17 protein-coding genes are annotated in these 15,162 nt (G+C 63.6%); 9 read left to right on the top strand and 8 right to left on the bottom strand.

What is annotated here, in order from left to right:
* The first annotated feature begins 204 nt into the window (after positions 1 to 204).
* The 6 genes from secY (at position 205) to rplQ (ending at position 4,988) form a co-directional block, all read left to right on the top strand.
* Complete coding sequence (gene secY / locus BJF92_RS11810) at positions 205 to 1,545, top strand: preprotein translocase subunit SecY (protein WP_075634930.1); 1,341 nt, start codon at positions 205 to 207, stop codon at positions 1,543 to 1,545.
* Complete coding sequence (locus BJF92_RS11805; RefSeq protein ID WP_075634929.1) at positions 1,542 to 2,138, top strand: adenylate kinase; 597 nt, start codon at positions 1,542 to 1,544, stop codon at positions 2,136 to 2,138. Before secY ends, BJF92_RS11805 begins: the two co-directional genes overlap by 4 nt.
* Before the next feature lie 209 nt (positions 2,139 to 2,347).
* Entirely contained in the window at positions 2,348 to 2,716 is a 369-nt protein-coding gene (gene rpsM, locus BJF92_RS11800; protein ID WP_075634928.1) for a 30S ribosomal protein S13, read from the top strand.
* Between the two features lie 197 nt (positions 2,717 to 2,913).
* Positions 2,914 to 3,303 (top strand): 30S ribosomal protein S11, encoded by a 390-nt coding sequence (gene rpsK / locus BJF92_RS11795; protein WP_075627145.1) that lies wholly within the window; start codon positions 2,914 to 2,916, stop codon positions 3,301 to 3,303.
* A 97-nt stretch (positions 3,304 to 3,400) separates the two neighbouring features.
* Positions 3,401 to 4,411: a DNA-directed RNA polymerase subunit alpha gene (locus BJF92_RS11790; protein WP_075634927.1), complete on the top strand. Its 1,011-nt coding sequence runs from the start codon at positions 3,401 to 3,403 to the stop codon at positions 4,409 to 4,411.
* A gap of 151 nt (positions 4,412 to 4,562) precedes the next feature.
* A complete protein-coding gene (gene rplQ / locus BJF92_RS11785) occupies positions 4,563 to 4,988 on the top strand; it encodes a 50S ribosomal protein L17 (protein WP_075634926.1) in 426 nt (141 codons plus the stop codon).
* 125 nt (positions 4,989 to 5,113) lie between these two features.
* Here the strand turns inward: rplQ and BJF92_RS11780 are convergent, their stop codons facing one another.
* Positions 5,114 to 5,416: a hypothetical protein gene (locus BJF92_RS11780; protein ID WP_075634925.1), complete on the bottom strand. Its 303-nt coding sequence runs from the start codon at positions 5,414 to 5,416 to the stop codon at positions 5,114 to 5,116.
* A gap of 543 nt (positions 5,417 to 5,959) precedes the next feature.
* Between BJF92_RS11780 and BJF92_RS11775 the strand changes: the two genes are divergently transcribed.
* The 3 genes from BJF92_RS11775 to sugE all read left to right on the top strand — a co-directional run bounded on the left by BJF92_RS11775 (position 5,960) and on the right by sugE (position 9,267).
* Positions 5,960 to 7,438, top strand: a complete 1,479-nt coding sequence (locus tag BJF92_RS11775) for a DegQ family serine endoprotease (RefSeq protein WP_078057990.1) — start codon at positions 5,960 to 5,962, stop codon at positions 7,436 to 7,438.
* Positions 7,435 to 8,748, top strand: a complete 1,314-nt coding sequence (locus BJF92_RS11770; protein WP_075634924.1) for a replication-associated recombination protein A — start codon at positions 7,435 to 7,437, stop codon at positions 8,746 to 8,748. Before BJF92_RS11775 ends, BJF92_RS11770 begins: the two co-directional genes overlap by 4 nt.
* 204 nt (positions 8,749 to 8,952) lie before the next feature.
* Entirely contained in the window at positions 8,953 to 9,267 is a 315-nt protein-coding gene (gene sugE, locus BJF92_RS11765; protein WP_075634923.1) for a quaternary ammonium compound efflux SMR transporter SugE, read from the top strand.
* Between the two features lie 395 nt (positions 9,268 to 9,662).
* Here sugE and BJF92_RS11760 read toward each other — a convergent pair whose 3' ends face one another.
* The 7 genes from BJF92_RS11760 to BJF92_RS11730 form a co-directional block, all read right to left on the bottom strand.
* Positions 9,663 to 10,445 (bottom strand): ATP12 family chaperone protein, encoded by a 783-nt coding sequence (locus BJF92_RS11760; RefSeq protein WP_075634922.1) that lies wholly within the window; start codon positions 10,443 to 10,445, stop codon positions 9,663 to 9,665.
* Positions 10,446 to 10,856: 411 nt separating this feature from the next.
* Complete coding sequence (locus BJF92_RS11755; RefSeq protein WP_075635040.1) at positions 10,857 to 11,510, bottom strand: HAD-IA family hydrolase; 654 nt, start codon at positions 11,508 to 11,510, stop codon at positions 10,857 to 10,859.
* A 2-nt stretch (positions 11,511 to 11,512) separates the two neighbouring features.
* Positions 11,513 to 12,499: an RluA family pseudouridine synthase gene (locus BJF92_RS11750; protein WP_075634921.1), complete on the bottom strand. Its 987-nt coding sequence runs from the start codon at positions 12,497 to 12,499 to the stop codon at positions 11,513 to 11,515.
* Between the two features lie 61 nt (positions 12,500 to 12,560).
* Positions 12,561 to 12,935, bottom strand: a complete 375-nt coding sequence (gene crcB / locus BJF92_RS11745; protein ID WP_075634920.1) for a fluoride efflux transporter CrcB — start codon at positions 12,933 to 12,935, stop codon at positions 12,561 to 12,563.
* Positions 12,936 to 12,944: 9 nt separating this feature from the next.
* The gene (fghA, locus tag BJF92_RS11740; RefSeq protein ID WP_075634919.1) at positions 12,945 to 13,778 is read right to left on the bottom strand and encodes an S-formylglutathione hydrolase; all 834 of its coding nucleotides are present in this window, start codon (positions 13,776 to 13,778) and stop codon (positions 12,945 to 12,947) included.
* A gap of 14 nt (positions 13,779 to 13,792) precedes the next feature.
* Positions 13,793 to 14,449, bottom strand: coding sequence for a DUF1345 domain-containing protein (locus tag BJF92_RS11735; protein ID WP_075634918.1), 657 nt, complete (start codon positions 14,447 to 14,449; stop codon positions 13,793 to 13,795).
* Positions 14,450 to 14,703: 254 nt separating this feature from the next.
* Positions 14,704 to 15,159, bottom strand: a complete 456-nt coding sequence (locus BJF92_RS11730) for a YaiI/YqxD family protein (protein WP_075634917.1) — start codon at positions 15,157 to 15,159, stop codon at positions 14,704 to 14,706.
* Positions 15,160 to 15,162: the final 3 nt, after the last annotated feature.

Here is a 15,162-nt window from a genome sequence, read left to right as displayed (position 1 = left end):
GAGGTTGGAGACCGGGTGGGGAGGGCGCGCTGCCTGGCTTGCATTGGCTCTTGTGCAGGGGACAGGAAGGCCGGGAGGACCTGACGGGCAGGCGCATGAGCGTCGGCCGCCAGTGCGACCCGGTTTCAAACATGGCAACAAGGCCAGTTCGGGACCGAGGGGGTTCTTCATCCGCAGGTTCCGATTGGCTTCGCGGAGAATCGCATGGCTTCTGCAGCGGAACAGCTCGCCTCCAATCTGAATTTTTCCACCTTTTCGAAGGCGACCGACCTCAAGAAGCGGCTCTGGTTCACGCTGGGCGCGCTTCTCGTCTATCGTCTCGGCACCTACATCCCTCTTCCGGGGCTCAATCCCGATGCGTTCGCCCAGGCTTTCCGGGGCCAGAGCGGTGGCATTCTCGGCCTGTTCAACATGTTCTCCGGCGGCGCCGTCGAGCGCATGGCGATCTTCGCGCTTGGGATCATGCCCTATATCTCGGCCTCCATCATCGTGCAGCTGATGACCTCGGTCATTCCGGCGCTGGAGCAGCTGAAGAAGGAAGGCGAGCAGGGCCGCAAGATCATCAACCAGTACACCCGCTACGGCACGGTGCTCCTCGGCACGGTCCAGGCCTATGCGATCTCCGTGGGACTGGAGAGCGGCAATGGTCTCGTGGCCGATCCGGGCTGGTTCTTCCGCGTGTCCACCGTGATCTCGCTGCTTGGCGGCACGATGTTCTTGATGTGGCTCGGTGAGCAGATCACCTCGCGCGGCATCGGCAACGGCATTTCGCTGATCATCTTCGCCGGAATCGTCGCGCATCTGCCGACGGCCCTTGCCGGCACGCTGGAACTCGGCCGAACCGGCGCCCTGTCGACGCCGCTCATCCTTTTCCTGATCGTGATGATCGTCGCGGTGATCGCGCTGATCGTCTTTGTGGAGCGTGCCCAGCGCCGGCTTCTGATCCAGTATCCGAAGCGCCAGGTCGGCAACCGCATGTATCAGGGCGACACGTCGCACCTGCCGCTGAAGCTGAACACGGCCGGCGTCATTCCCGCGATCTTCGCTTCCTCGCTGTTGCTTCTGCCGGCGACGCTGGCGGGCTTTGCCAAGTCGGCCAACATGCCGGCCTGGGCGACCGCGATCGTCAGCGCGCTCGGCCATGGCAAGCCGCTCTACATGGCGCTCTATGCCGCCATGATCGCCTTCTTCGCCTTCTTCTACACGGCCATCGTCTTCAATCCGAAGGAGACGGCCGACAATCTCAAAAAGCATGGCGGTTTCATCCTCGGCATTCGCCCGGGTGAGCGGACCGCGGAATATATCGACTATGTCCTGACCCGGATCACGGTCCTTGGGGCGATCTACCTGATCTTCGTGTGCATCCTGCCCGAGTTTCTCATCGCTCAGACAGGTGTGCCCTTCTACCTTGGTGGTACATCGCTTTTGATTGTTGTCAGCGTCACCCTCGATACGGTAGCACAGATTCAAGGGCACCTCATTGCGCAGCAATATGAGGGGCTTATTCGCAAATCGAAGCTGCGTGGAGGCAAGAGGGGGCGATGAGGCTGATTTTTCTGGGACCGCCTGGTGCGGGCAAGGGCACACAGGCAAAGCTGCTGACGGACAAGCACGGCATTCCGCAGCTGTCCACCGGCGACATGCTGCGGGCGGCTGTGGCGGCCGAATCCGATATCGGCAAGCGCGCCAAGGCGGTGATGGACGCCGGCCAGCTCGTGTCCGACGACATCGTCAACGAGATCGTGTCGCAGCGCATCGATTCGGAGGATTGTGCGCGCGGCTTCATTCTGGACGGCTATCCCCGCACGGTTCCCCAGGCGATCGCCCTGGGCAAGATCCTCGAGAGCAAGGGCTTGCAGCTGAATGCTGTGATCGAGCTCAAGGTCGACGAGGCTGCCCTGGTGCGCCGGATCGAGAATCGGGTTAAGGAGACGCTCGAAGCCGGCGGCAAGGTCCGCTCGGACGACAATCCGGAAGCGGTTCGCAAGCGTCTCGTCGAGTATCGCGAGAAGACCGCTCCGCTTTCGGAATATTACGCATCGCGCGGCGAGCTGAAGACGGTGGACGGCATGGCGCCGGTCGAGACCGTAACGCGCGAGATCGATCGGATTCTGTCCGAAGCCGCTGCGGTGGCCTAAAAACAACCGGCCGGGGAGTTGACTTTTCCGGCCGATTCCGTAAAAGACCGCACCAACTCGCTACAGGCAAGGAACCGGCGCGGACTTTCGGCAACGAAGCCCGGGCGCGGTCTTTTTCCGTGTTCGACCATTTATAGAAGCAGACGGCTTTTCAAGGCTGCAACAGAGCACCTATTGCCGGATGGCAACTGGAATCAAGGAGAAACGACGTGGCTCGTATCGCTGGCGTCAACATCCCGACGGCTAAGCGCGTAGTAATCGCGCTCACCTATATTCACGGGATCGGACCGAAGTTCGCACAGGAAATCACCGAGAAGGTCGGCATCCCCGCTGACCGTCGCGTTCATCAGCTGACGGACGCGGAAGTCCTGCAGATCCGCGAAACCATCGACCGTGACTATCAGGTCGAAGGTGATCTGCGTCGCGAGACCTCGATGAACATCAAGCGTCTGATGGACCTTGGCTGCTACCGCGGCCTGCGCCATCGCCGCTCGCTGCCGGTTCGCGGCCAGCGCACGCACACCAATGCCCGCACCCGCAAGGGTCCGGCCAAGGCGATTGCCGGCAAGAAGAAGTAAAGCCCCGCTCCTTGCGAGGCAAAGAGGCTGGCGCGAGGGCGCCGGCCTCTTTTTGTAGTTTGAAGGGCATGCCGAATCGGTGCATGCGCTTTGAAGGCATGGCCGGCGTTCGCGCCGGCAACCCGGTTGGGAAGGCGTTTTCTTCCCGGTGGAGCCGCTGGCATTACGGCGGTGCAGAGATCATTGAAAGGTAGACCATGGCCAAAGAAGCCACCCGCGTTCGCCGCCGCGAACGTAAGAACATTTCCTCCGGCGTCGCGCACGTCAATTCGTCCTTCAACAACACGATGATCACGATCACCGATGCCCAGGGCAACGCGATTGCCTGGTCTTCGGCTGGCTCGAAGGGCTTCAAGGGTTCGCGCAAGTCGACCCCCTTCGCCGCCCAGATCGCTGCCGAAGATGCTGCCAAGAAGGCGCAGGAACACGGCATGCGCACGCTCGAAGTCGAAGTCTGCGGCCCGGGTTCCGGCCGTGAATCGGCTCTGCGCGCCCTGCAGGCTGCCGGCTTCATGATCACCTCGATTCGTGACGTGACGCCGATCCCGCACAATGGCTGCCGTCCGCGCAAGAAGCGCCGCGTCTGATTTTTGCTCGCGCTTGCCGAAGGGGCTTTTGCCGCTTCGGCGCTTCAATGCTCGGTCGTCACGATTGGATGGTGGCGACGAACGGAAGGCAACAAAGATGATTCAGAAAAACTGGCAGGAATTGATCAAGCCGAACAAGGTGGAATTCACGTCTTCCGGTCGCACCAAGGTCAGCCTTGTTGCGGAACCGCTGGAGCGTGGTTTCGGCCTGACGCTTGGCAATGCCCTGCGTCGCGTGCTTCTGTCTTCGCTGCGCGGCGCCGCCGTGACGGCGGTGCAGATCGACGGTGTGCTCCATGAGTTCTCCTCGATCCCCGGCGTGCGCGAAGATGTGACGGACATCGTCCTCAACATTAAGGAAATCGCCATCAAGATGGATGGCGACGATGCCAAGCGCATGGTCGTTCGCAAGCAGGGCCCGGGCGTGGTCACGGCTGGCGACATCCAGACGGTCGGCGATATCGAGATCCTGAACCCCAACCATGTGATCTGCACGCTGGACGACGGCGCCGAGATCCGCATGGAGTTCACGGTCAACAACGGCAAGGGCTATGTTCCTGCCGATCGCAACCGTTCGGAAGATGCGCCGATCGGCCTCATCCCGGTGGACAGCCTGTACTCCCCGGTCAAGAAAGTGTCCTACAAGGTGGAAAACACCCGTGAAGGCCAGGTTCTGGACTATGACAAGCTGACCATGACGATCGAGACCAATGGCTCGGTCACCGGTGAAGACGCCGTCGCCTTCGCAGCCCGAATCCTGCAGGATCAGCTGTCGGTCTTCGTCAACTTTGACGAGCCGCAGAAGGAAACCGAGGAAGAGGCCGTCACCGAGCTCGCCTTCAACCCGGCGCTGCTCAAGAAGGTCGACGAGCTCGAGCTGTCGGTTCGTTCGGCAAACTGCCTGAAGAACGACAACATCGTCTATATCGGCGACCTGATCCAGAAGACGGAAGCCGAAATGCTGCGCACGCCGAATTTCGGCCGCAAGTCGCTGAACGAGATCAAGGAAGTTCTCGCATCCATGGGCCTGCACCTCGGCATGGAAGTGCCGGCATGGCCGCCCGAGAACATCGAAGACCTCGCCAAGCGCTACGAAGACCAGTACTGAGAACAATAAAAAGGCAGGTCCCCATCTCTGCCTTTTCCCCGTCAGACAGCAGGCCAAGCGTCGCCAAACGATGCGGACGCCTGTATGTGCCAGGAAACGGCAGGGCCGCGCGCTTGAGATGAGCGGGAACCTGCGAAGAAGGAGATAAGCCATGCGCCATGGTAAAGCCGGCCGCAAGCTCAATAGAACCGCCAGCCACCGCAAGGCGATGTTTGCCAATATGGCAGCCTCGCTGATCCAGCACGAGCAGATCATCACCACCCTGCCGAAGGCGAAGGACCTGCGTCCGATCGTCGAGAAGCTGGTGACGCTCGGCAAGCGTGGCGACCTGCATGCCCGCCGTCAGGCCATCGCCCAGATCCGCGACGTCACCGTCGTCGGCAAGCTGTTCGACGCGATCGCTACGCGCTACGCCACCCGCAACGGCGGCTATCTGCGCATCATGAAGGCCGGCTACCGTCAGGGCGACAACGCTGCCCTCGCCGTCATCGAATTCGTTGACCGCGACGTGGAAGCCAAGGGCGCCGCCGACCGCGCCCGTCTGGCTGCCGAAGCCGAAGCTGCCGAAGCCGCTTGATCGGTTCTGAAGTTCAATCATGAAAGCCGGGCGAGCGATCGCCCGGCTTTTTTGCGTTCTATCTGTTGCGCGCTGATGGACAGGCTTTAGAGCATCAGACTGAAAATCGCACGCAGTCCGATGCTCTAATTTTTTGTTTTTGCATCGGATTTTTCCGAAAACCGGTTCCCACTTTTCGGTCCGATGCTCTTGCCCAAGGCGGAAAGCAGGCGCAGAAGTTCGCTCCGCTCTGACAGTACGTCCTCAGTGCCCTCGAAAGTCGAATATTCGAGATGCCCGTCATTGAAGACAAAAATCTCGATTCGCATTCCGACGAGCGTAATCAAAATGCCGATCGAGTCCGGCCGCGTTCGCAGGAGACTGTAATGGATGCGCTTCAGGTCGAGAAAAGCCAGAAGCTCAAACAGCGGTTGTTGATCGCTTTTCATTTCTGAAACCTTTTGTCGAACATCAACGTCAAAGCCTTTCTTGCCGCTGCACTCCCGGAAGCAGCTTCGCGCGGTACCTCTTCGATTTCCATATCGAGAGACTGACTTGGAAACGCACGCAGCACCAAGCCTTTGCAAGCTGCTGCAATATGTTCGGCACATGTGGCGGCAACCTTATGTTGTTCATCTGCGCTGATTTCGAGCTTGCGAGAACGGTCGCCTGCGCAGCCAGCAAAATCGCGATGAGAGCCGCCTGTGTCCGTTCATCTCCCGCCATCAGGCAAACCGCGGGGCAGGCGTGGCTGGTCGGGGTCGAAGTTTGCCTTGGTCAGTAGCGATTTGAGATGTGTTACCCTCAGCGCGAGATAGAGCGCGATCACGGATTGAAGAAGCAGTCGCGCGTTCTTCATTCTCGGTCGTCTACCGTCCGCTCAATCGTGGCAGCTGTCGGAGCCGAGGGGGGATGCTGCATAGGTTCTTTGCTTTTCACGCATTATCGCCTATCTCGACACGCAGTCTCATTGCCGCAGTAGGGCTCGCCGCATGTCTCGCACTCCCTTGTCGCTCGTCCAGTTCGGCATCGCCGGACTGGTGATCATTCTCTTGCTGTCCTATGCCATCGCGCCGACAGGCCTGAGCGAATCCTCTCCCGCGGTTGATCCGGTGAAGACGGCAGCTGTGGCGCAGACGGTGCCGCAGACGACCGTGCCGGAAAGCCGGGCGGAGATGCAGCTCTCCTTCTCGCCGCTGGTCAAGCAAACCTCCGGCGCCGTGGTCAATGTCTATGCCGAGAAGACGGTGCGCCAGCGCTCGCCCTTCGCCGGCGATCCTTTCCTGGAGCAGTTCTTCGGCCAGCGCATGCCGAATCGCTCGGAAAAGCAGTCCTCGCTCGGCTCCGGCGTGATCGTGCGCGAGGACGGAACGGTCGTGACCAACAATCACGTCATCGACGGCGCTGATGACATCAAGGTGGCGCTGGCCGATGGCCGTGAATTCGCCTCGACCGTGGTGATGAAGGACGAGCGCCTCGACCTTGCCGTGCTGAAGATCAAGGGCAATGGCCCGTTCAAGGTGCTGCCGTTGGGCGATAGCGACAAGGTCGAGGTCGGCGATCTCGTGCTGGCGATCGGCAATCCCTTCGGCGTCGGCCAGACGGTCACCAGCGGCATCGTCTCGGCGCTGGCGCGCAACCAGGTGACGGAGGGGAGCGATTTCAGTTTCTTCATCCAGACCGATGCCTCGATCAATCCCGGCAATTCCGGCGGCGCGCTGATCGACATGCGCGGCCGGCTGATCGGCATCAACACCGCGATCTTTTCGCGCGGGGGCGGGTCGAACGGGATCGGCTTCGCCATCCCCGCCAATCTGGTCAAGGTCTTCGTCGAATCGGCCATGGGCGGCGGCGGCAAGTTTGCCCGCCCCTATATCGGCGCGAGCTTCGAGCCGGTGACCGCCGAGGTTGCCGAAGCCTTGGGCCTGCCCCGTCCGCGCGGCGCGCTCGTCACCTCCGTTGTCGAGGGCGGGCCAGCGGAGAAGGCCGGGCTGAAGCCGGGCGAGGTGGTGCTGGCGGTCAATGGCGTGGAGGTCGAACATCCCGATGCGCTCGGCTATCGCCTGACCACCATCGGCGTCGGCCGCACTGCCCAGCTGCAGGTGAGCGACAATGGCCGCGAGCGGGAGATGTCGCTGGCGCTGGAACAGGCGCCGGAGGTGCCCAAGCGCGATGCAAGGCTCCTGGAAGGGCGCAGCCCGCTGGCCGGCGCCACCGTCGCCAATCTTTCGCCGCGCGTGTCAGAGGAGCTGCGGCTTCCCGGGCGCATTCGCGGCGTCGCCATCACCCAGCTGGCCGATGGCTCGCCGGCCGCGCGGCTTGGCTTTGCACCGCGTGATATAATCGTCGCCATCAATGGCGTGGATATCCAGAGCTCCGCCGATCTGGAAAAGATCGTGCGCGCTGGCGCCTCGCTCTGGCGCATCGAGATCGAGCGGGACGGGCAGCGGATCCGCCAGTTCTTCCGATGAGCGATCTCTTTGCCGCTGAAGAAGAGGAGCGGCTCGCTCTGGCACGGCCGCTGGCGGATCGCCTGCGGCCGAAGACCCTCGCGGATGTCTCCGGTCAGGCGCATCTGACCGGGCCCGACGGCACGCTGCGGCGGATGATCGCATCGGGCTCGCTCGGCTCGATGATCTTCTGGGGCCCGCCCGGCACGGGCAAGACCACCGTGGCGCGGCTTCTCTCCGGCGAGACGGGGCTCGCCTTCGAGCAGATCTCGGCGATCTTCTCCGGCGTGGCAGACCTGAAGAAGGTGTTCGAATCGGCGCGTGCCAGGCGCATGGGCGGGCGGCAGACGCTGCTGTTCGTCGACGAGATCCATCGCTTCAACCGCGCCCAGCAGGACAGCTTCCTGCCGGTCATGGAAGACGGCACCATCATTCTCGTCGGCGCGACCACGGAAAACCCCTCCTTCGAGCTGAACGCCGCGCTCCTGTCGCGCGCACGCGTGCTGACCTTCAAACCGCATGATGCCGAAAGCCTGTCGGAGCTTCTGACCCGGGCGGAAGCCGCCGAGGGGCGGCCCCTGCCGCTGGATGAGGGAGCGCGCGCAAGCCTGGTGCGCATGGCGGATGGCGATGGCCGGGCGGTGCTGACGCTTGCCGAGGAAGTCTGGCGCGCGGCCCGCAGCGGCGAGATCTTCGATGCCGCGGCGCTGCAGGACATCGTCCAGCGCCGGGCGCCCGTCTATGACAAGGGCCAGGACGGGCACTACAATCTGATCTCCGCCCTGCACAAATCCGTGCGCGGCTCCGATCCGGACGCCGCACTCTATTATCTCTGCCGGATGTTCGATGCCGGGGAGGACCCGCTCTATCTCGGGCGCCGGCTGGTGCGCATGGCGGTGGAGGATATCGGCCTTGCCGATCCGCAGGCGCTGGTCATCTGCAATGCCGCCAAGGACGCCTATGACTATCTCGGCTCGCCGGAGGGCGAGCTGGCGCTGGCGGAGGCCTGCGTCTATCTCGCCACCGCGCCCAAGTCGAACGGCGTCTATACGGCCTACAAGGCCGCCATGCGCGCGGCCAAGGAGCATGGCTCGCTGCTGCCGCCCAAGCATATCCTCAATGCGCCGACCAAGCTGATGAAGGGCGAGGGCTATGGCGACGGCTATCGCTATGACCACGACCAGCCCGACGCCTTTTCCGGCCAGGATTATTTCCCGGAAAAGATGGGCCGCCAGACCTTCTACGATCCGCCGGAACGCGGCTTCGAGCGCGAGCTGCGAAAGCGGCTGGACTGGTGGAGCAAGCTGCGCAAGGAACGTTCGCAGGGCTGAGAAGAGCGGGAGCGGCGGCGCAGGGTGAGACAGCGGCCTGGGGGCCCGCAGGAGCGACGGGGTCTGCATAGGCAAGACCCGCCAAAGCCTTGATGCAGCCTCTCCGGCGTCCTACATACCGATCAGCAGACGACTGCAGGAAGGGCCCGTGCTCTTCTCATCTTCGCGGGGACGGCCTCGCTCCTTTATCGACAGGAGTGATGCATGCCCTGGATTTTCCTTTTCATCGCCGGTCTACTCGAAGTGGGCTGGGCCGTCGGGCTCAAGCTCTCGGACGGGCTGACGCGGCCCTGGCCCGCGCTGGCCACGCTCTGCGCGCTGGTCGTCAGCCTGGGCCTGCTCTCGGTGGCCCTGCGCGACCTGCCGCTGGGCACGGCCTATGCGGTCTGGACCGGCATCGGCACCATCGGCACCGTTATCGTCGGGATCGTGCTCTTTGGCGAAGCGGCAACCGTCTGGCGGCTGACCTGCCTGGGACTGATCGTCGCGGGCATTGCCGGGCTGAAGCTGGCGCAGTAACGGGTTGTGCGGGTCGCGGGCTTGGCCAGTGGTGCTCCGAGCGCACGCTTCGGGTGCCGTTGAGCGTGCTATCGATCAGCTTCGCACCCCTGATGCGCTTTCTGTCCTGTGCGCTCAACCTGACATCCAAAAAACGGGCTAAACCTCTCGGTCGTCATGCTCGGGCTTGTCCCGAGCATCTGCAACGCTTTGATTTTATTAATGTCGGCAGATCCTCGGGACAAGCCCGAGGATGACGAAAAGGAGAGGCTCCGCCTTATAAGGAGGCCGTGCGAAGGTGATCGCCAACCGTGTCGGACGGCGTATGCAGCGGATAAATTCTCAGCGTCCTGTCTTGTGGCGCACGATTTTCAGTCCGATGCTCTAAGCAACTGCATAACGAAACGGAGGCCGACTTATCGCACACCCAGTGCGTCAAAGGTCCTTGCCGCCGCCGCCATGGCCTGCCAGCGATGGGCGCGGCGGTGTTCGGCCTCCTCGTCCGCACCCCAGAGCTCGATCTGCCAGTCCTCGTCGAGATGGGCGAGCGCCCAGGCTTCCTCGGCGGAAATCCGCTGCAGGGCGAAGGCGAGGGGAAGAAGCGCCGAGCCGGTGAGCGCGGTCATCACATGCAGGCTGGCGAGCGGCAGCGGCGCCTTGAAGGCGGACAGCGCCCGGCCGAAGGCAGCGATCGCCGCGTCCGGCTGGGTCTGGTGCATCACGCCTTCGGCGAGGATGAAGCGCGCGCCGAGGGTTTCCGCCGCCCAGGCAAGGATCGGATCCCATTGCGCCTGCTGGCGCTCCACCAGCCGCTCCGGCCCGTCGGCGCGATAGCAGAGCATGTCCGTGCCGGCAAAGGAGAGGATATCGTTGAAGGTAACCTCGGGGTCATTGGCCACGCCATCGAGTGCGCTGTTGACGAGCCGGGTGACCGGCATGCGCGCGGGGTCGATCACCTCGGCCTGGGCGCGCCACTCGTCGGCGATGATCTCCGCGAGTGCTGCGCTCGGCACCACCAGCATCTTCTTGGCCGGTGTGCGCACGGAGGCGCCATCGAGGCGAATGGCGAAACCATCCTCCGTCTCTGCGACGGTCACCTCCTTGTAGAATCGCTTGGGCAGCGGCTTCAGCATCTGGATCTGCGCCCGGCGCACCGGATCGGGATCGCTCATTTCGGGAAGGTCGAAGAGATCGGCCATGATGGGTCTCCCTGGCATGTCCACCCGAAGCCCTGGCACGCTCCGGCGTCGATCACGCGGCAAAACAAGAATAAGCGGCGCGGCACCCGTCCGCCCTGCCTTCAGCTAGAGCATCGGACCGAAAAGTGGGAACCGGTTTTCGGAAAAATCCGATGCAAAACAAGAATCTAGAGCATCGCACTGAGGACTGTTTTCAGTCCGATGCTCTAGGATGGAAGCATAGGGTCGCAAAACCTCGCGGCGAATGCCTCTGCTTCTGGGCTCCACTTGTCGTCACAGACGTGAAAGCGGCCCTGCAGCGTTATTGCGCCATGTATGGCGTTCTCTGGATCGGGACAATCCTCGGCGCGTGTTTTCCCGTTCGATCATCGCGCCGGCCGCACTTGGTGGCAGACCAGACGGGGCATCGGATCAGCCAAGCAGCAGCTGGGTAATCTCCTGGGGGTCTTTCACGATCCGGTCGGCGCCGGCCTCCATCAGTTGCGGCACGGAGGCATAGCCCCAGGCCACGCCCACCGCCATGGCGCCGGCGCTCTTGGCCATCTGCATGTCATAGATCGCATCGCCGATGACCACGGTGTCGCGCGGATCGATGCCGGTCTCGGCGCAGCATTCGCTGACCATGGCCGGATGCGGCTTGGACGGGCAGTCATCCGCCGTCCGGCTGACGGTGAAGGTCTTGTCGAAGCCATGGGCGGCGGAAATCACATTCAGCCCGCGGCGCGACTTGCCGGTGACGGCGCCGATCAGAAGATGCTCCTCGGCGCGAAGTGCGGCCATCATCTCGGCGATGCCGGCAAAGAGCGGCTCGGCGAAGCCGTCGCTGCGCACCGGCGCGAAAATGCTCTTGTAATGCTCGGCCATCGCACTGGCCTGACTATCGACATGCGGCCGACCCATGAGCCGGGCAATGGCGATGTCGAGCGTCAGGCCGATGATCGCCTTGGTCTCCTCCAGCGCCGGACGCGGCAGGGCGAAGGCCTCGAAAGTGCGGGCCATCACCTCATGGATCAGCCGGGCGCTGTCGACCAGCGTGCCATCGCAATCGAAAAGGACCAGCTTCAGGCTCATTCGTCCTCGCCGGCGCTTGCGACATCGAAGCCGAACAGGTTCCAGGTCTGGACCATATGTGGCGGCAGCGGCGCGGTTACCGACAGGCGGCCGCCATCGGGATGGGGAATGTCGATGTGGCGGGCGTGGAGATGCAGCCGGTTCTGTACGCCGCCGGGGAAATTCCAGTTGATATCGGCTTCGAAATATTTGGGATCGCCAAGGATCGGATGGCCGATATGGGCGGCATGGACGCGCAGCTGGTGCGTGCGGCCCGTATAGGGCTCCATCTCCAGCCAGGCGAAGTTCTGGCCGGCCTGCTCGACAATGCGGTAATAGGAGACCGCGTGATCGGCGCCGTCCTCGCCATGCTTGGCGATGCGCATGCGGTCGCCATCGGGCGTCTGCTCCTTGACGAGCCAGGTCGAGATCTTGTCGTCGCGCTTGCGCGGCACGCCCTTGACCAGCGACCAGTAGAGCTTCTTGGTGTCGCGTTCGCGAAACGCTGCCGTGAGCTTCTGCGCCGCGCCGCGCGTGCGCGCGACCACCAGCACGCCCGAGGTGTCGCGGTCGAGACGGTGGACGAGCCGGGGCTTTTCGCCGCGCTGGTTGGTCCAGGCCTCCAGCATCTTGTCCACATGGCGCACGACGCCGGAGCCGCCCTGCACCGCCAGGCCCGCCGGCTTGTTCAGCACGATCACTTTGGCGTCTTCATGCAGCACCATGCGCGAGAGCAGCTCGGCATCGCCCGCATGTTTCAGCTCACGCCCGGCGATCGGCCCCGAGCGCTTGGCATCCACCTCCATCGGCGGGATGCGGATGGTCTGGCCGGGCTCGACGCGGGTGTCGGATTTCACCCGGCCGCCATCGACGCGGATCTGGCCGGAGCGCAGGAGCTTCTGCAGCGCGCCGAAGCCGAGGCCGGGATAGTGGACCTTGAACCAGCGATCGAGCCGCATGCCCTTTTCGTCGGCGTCCACCTGCTTGTGTTCGATCCCTGCCATATCGGTCCATTCCGCGCGGCTGCGCGCCGCGTCTCCTTGATTGAAATCCTGTGTGCCGCTCCTAGCCCATTGCGCGCATCAGGGCTAGCCCGCTGAAGACGGCGAGGCCTGAAGCCGCCAGGCTCGCCGCCACATAGGCGAATGCCGCGCCCATACGCCCGGCTTCGAGCAGCGCCGCGGTTTCCAGCGAAAAGGCCGAGAAGGTGGTGAAGCCGCCGAGGATGCCGGTGATGATGAACAGCCGCAAGGGCTCATTGCCGCCCATGCGCGCCAGCGTGGCGGCCACCGCACCGATGGCGAAGCAGCCGACGATGTTGACCGTCAGCGTTCCCCAGGGAAAGTTCGGCCCGATCAGCCGGACCATCATCAGACCGACCAGATAGCGCGCCACAGAGCCGAGCGCGCCGCCGAGAGCTACGAGAACAAGGGGAGACATGGGTGAACCTCAAGCCAGCCGGTCGGCATGCCAGTGGATGTGATCGGCCATGAAGGTGGAGATGAAATAATAGGAGTGATCATAGCCTTCCTGCATGCGCAGGGTGAGCGCGATCTCCGTTCCCTTTACCGCCTCTTCGAACAGCCAGGGCTTCAGGCCGGTCTGAAGGAAGCTGTCGGCCGTGCCCTGGTCGATCAGGATCTCGGGAAAGCGCTTGCCGTCCTCCACCAGCAGGCAGGCGTCATAGGCGCGCCAGGCCGCCTGATCGGCGCCCAGATATTTCGTCAGCGCCGGCACGGACCAGTCCGAGGTCGAGGGCGAGACGATCGGCGCGAAGGCCGACAGGCTCCTGAACCGCTCGGGGTTCTTCAGCGCGATCGTCAGCGCGCCATGGCCGCCCATGGAATGGCCGAAAATGCCTTGGCGGCCCATATCGGCGGGGAACTCGGCGGCGATTAGCGCCGGCAGCTCATGGGTGATGTAGCTTTCCATCTTGAAATGCGCCGACCAGGGCTCTTCAGTCGCATCGAGGTAAAAGCCCGCGCCCTTGCCCATCTGCCAGTTGTCCGGCTCGTCGGCCACCGCCTCGCCGCGCGGGCTGGTGTCCGGGCAGACGAGGATCACGCCGCGCTCGGCGGCGATGCGGCGATACTCGCCCTTGTCCATCACATTGGCATGGGTGCAGGTGAGGCCCGACAGATACCAGAGAACGGGGCAGGGACCATCCTTGGCCTGCGGCGGCACGAAGACCGCGAAGGTCATGTCGCAGCCGAGCACGTCGGAGTGGTGGCTGTAGACGCCCTGGGTGCCGGCGAAGGCGCGCGCGGTGGAGATGGTTTTCATGAGAACTCCTGAACTCAGTTCGCCAGCGACACGACCGCATTGACGGCGGCGGCCACGAGCACGGTGTTGAAAAAGAAGGAGACCAGCGAATGGGCGAGGTTGATCCGGCGCATCGCAGTTTCGGTGATTTCCACGTCGGAGGTCTGCGCCGTCATGCCGATGACGAAGCCGAAATAAAGAAAGTCATAGGCGCCAGGCTCGTCATCGCCGGGAAAGTCCAGCCCCTTGCCGCGGGCCGGCGGCGTGCCGGGCTTGGTCTTCAGCGGCCGCCAGTAGAGATGGGCATAATGCATCGAGAACATGGTGTGCACCGTCAGCCAGCCAAGCACCACCGAGGCAAAGGCGAGCGCCACCTCCAGGCTGCTTTCCGAGGAGCCGGCACGGTTCATCGCATTGAACAGGGCGACAATCGCCGCCACCACCGCCATCAGCGTGACGAAGAGGATCACCGGCGCCGGCGCGTCATCCGCCTCCGCCGTCGCCTTGAGACGATCGGCCGTCAGCCGCCGCAGCCGCAGGCCGACCTGGGCGAGATAGATCAGGAAAAACACGATCGCCGGTCCCTCGACTGCGAGCCGCGGCGCCAGAACCAGGAAGACCGGCAAGGCGAGCAGCCCGGCAATGCCGCCCCAGAGAAACGGCCAGTGACGGCGATGCGTCCACATGCGCATGTGCAAGATGATCGCCCTCCATGGCGCATTGATTCGGATCCACCCGGATGGAGCGGACCCATGGCCGCGCAGTTCGTGCGGACCGGCAAGGGCTCTTCCTTGCCATGATTCCTCTGCCCGTGCATCCACCGCGAGACGGTCTCGTGCGTTGAATGCGCCACGGCGGGAGCAGGGTCGGCAGATGCCGCGCCACCGCCGGCGCGGCAAGGATCTTCGTTGGAGGTCAGGCAGACCCGCCGGCAATTTGCACGCTGTCAGGCCGGCGCGCTGCTGCTTCGTGCGCGCCGGCAAAGCCTGTCGAAGGTTTCGAGGAATTTCGAGCGGTCGCGAGGGCTGAAGGCGGCGTTATAGCCCTTGCTCTCGCCGGTTTCGCGCAGGTGCTGGCCGAGATCGCGCATAGCCGAGGCCATGCCGATATTGGTCTCGTCGAACACGCGCCCGGTCGGCCCGGTGACAAGCGCGCCTGACGCGACGCAGCGCACGGCCAGTGGCACATCCGCCGTCACCACCACGTCGCCCGCGCCGGCCCGCTCGGCGATCCAGTCGTCGGCCGCGTCGAAGCCGGCGGAGACGATCACGTTTTTCACCATGGGATCGCGCGAGGGCCGAAGACCGGAATTGGCGACGAAGGTCACCTCCAGCTGATGCCGCTCGGCGACCTTGAGGATCTCCGGCTTGACCGGGCAGGCATCGGCATCGACATAGATCATTGG

It is taken from the genome of Xaviernesmea rhizosphaerae, from assembly GCF_001938945.1.
Classification (GTDB): domain Bacteria; phylum Pseudomonadota; class Alphaproteobacteria; order Rhizobiales; family Rhizobiaceae; genus Xaviernesmea; species Xaviernesmea rhizosphaerae.
Note: the sequence above shows the minus strand (reverse complement) of the source record. Positions and strands in the feature narration are given on the sequence as shown.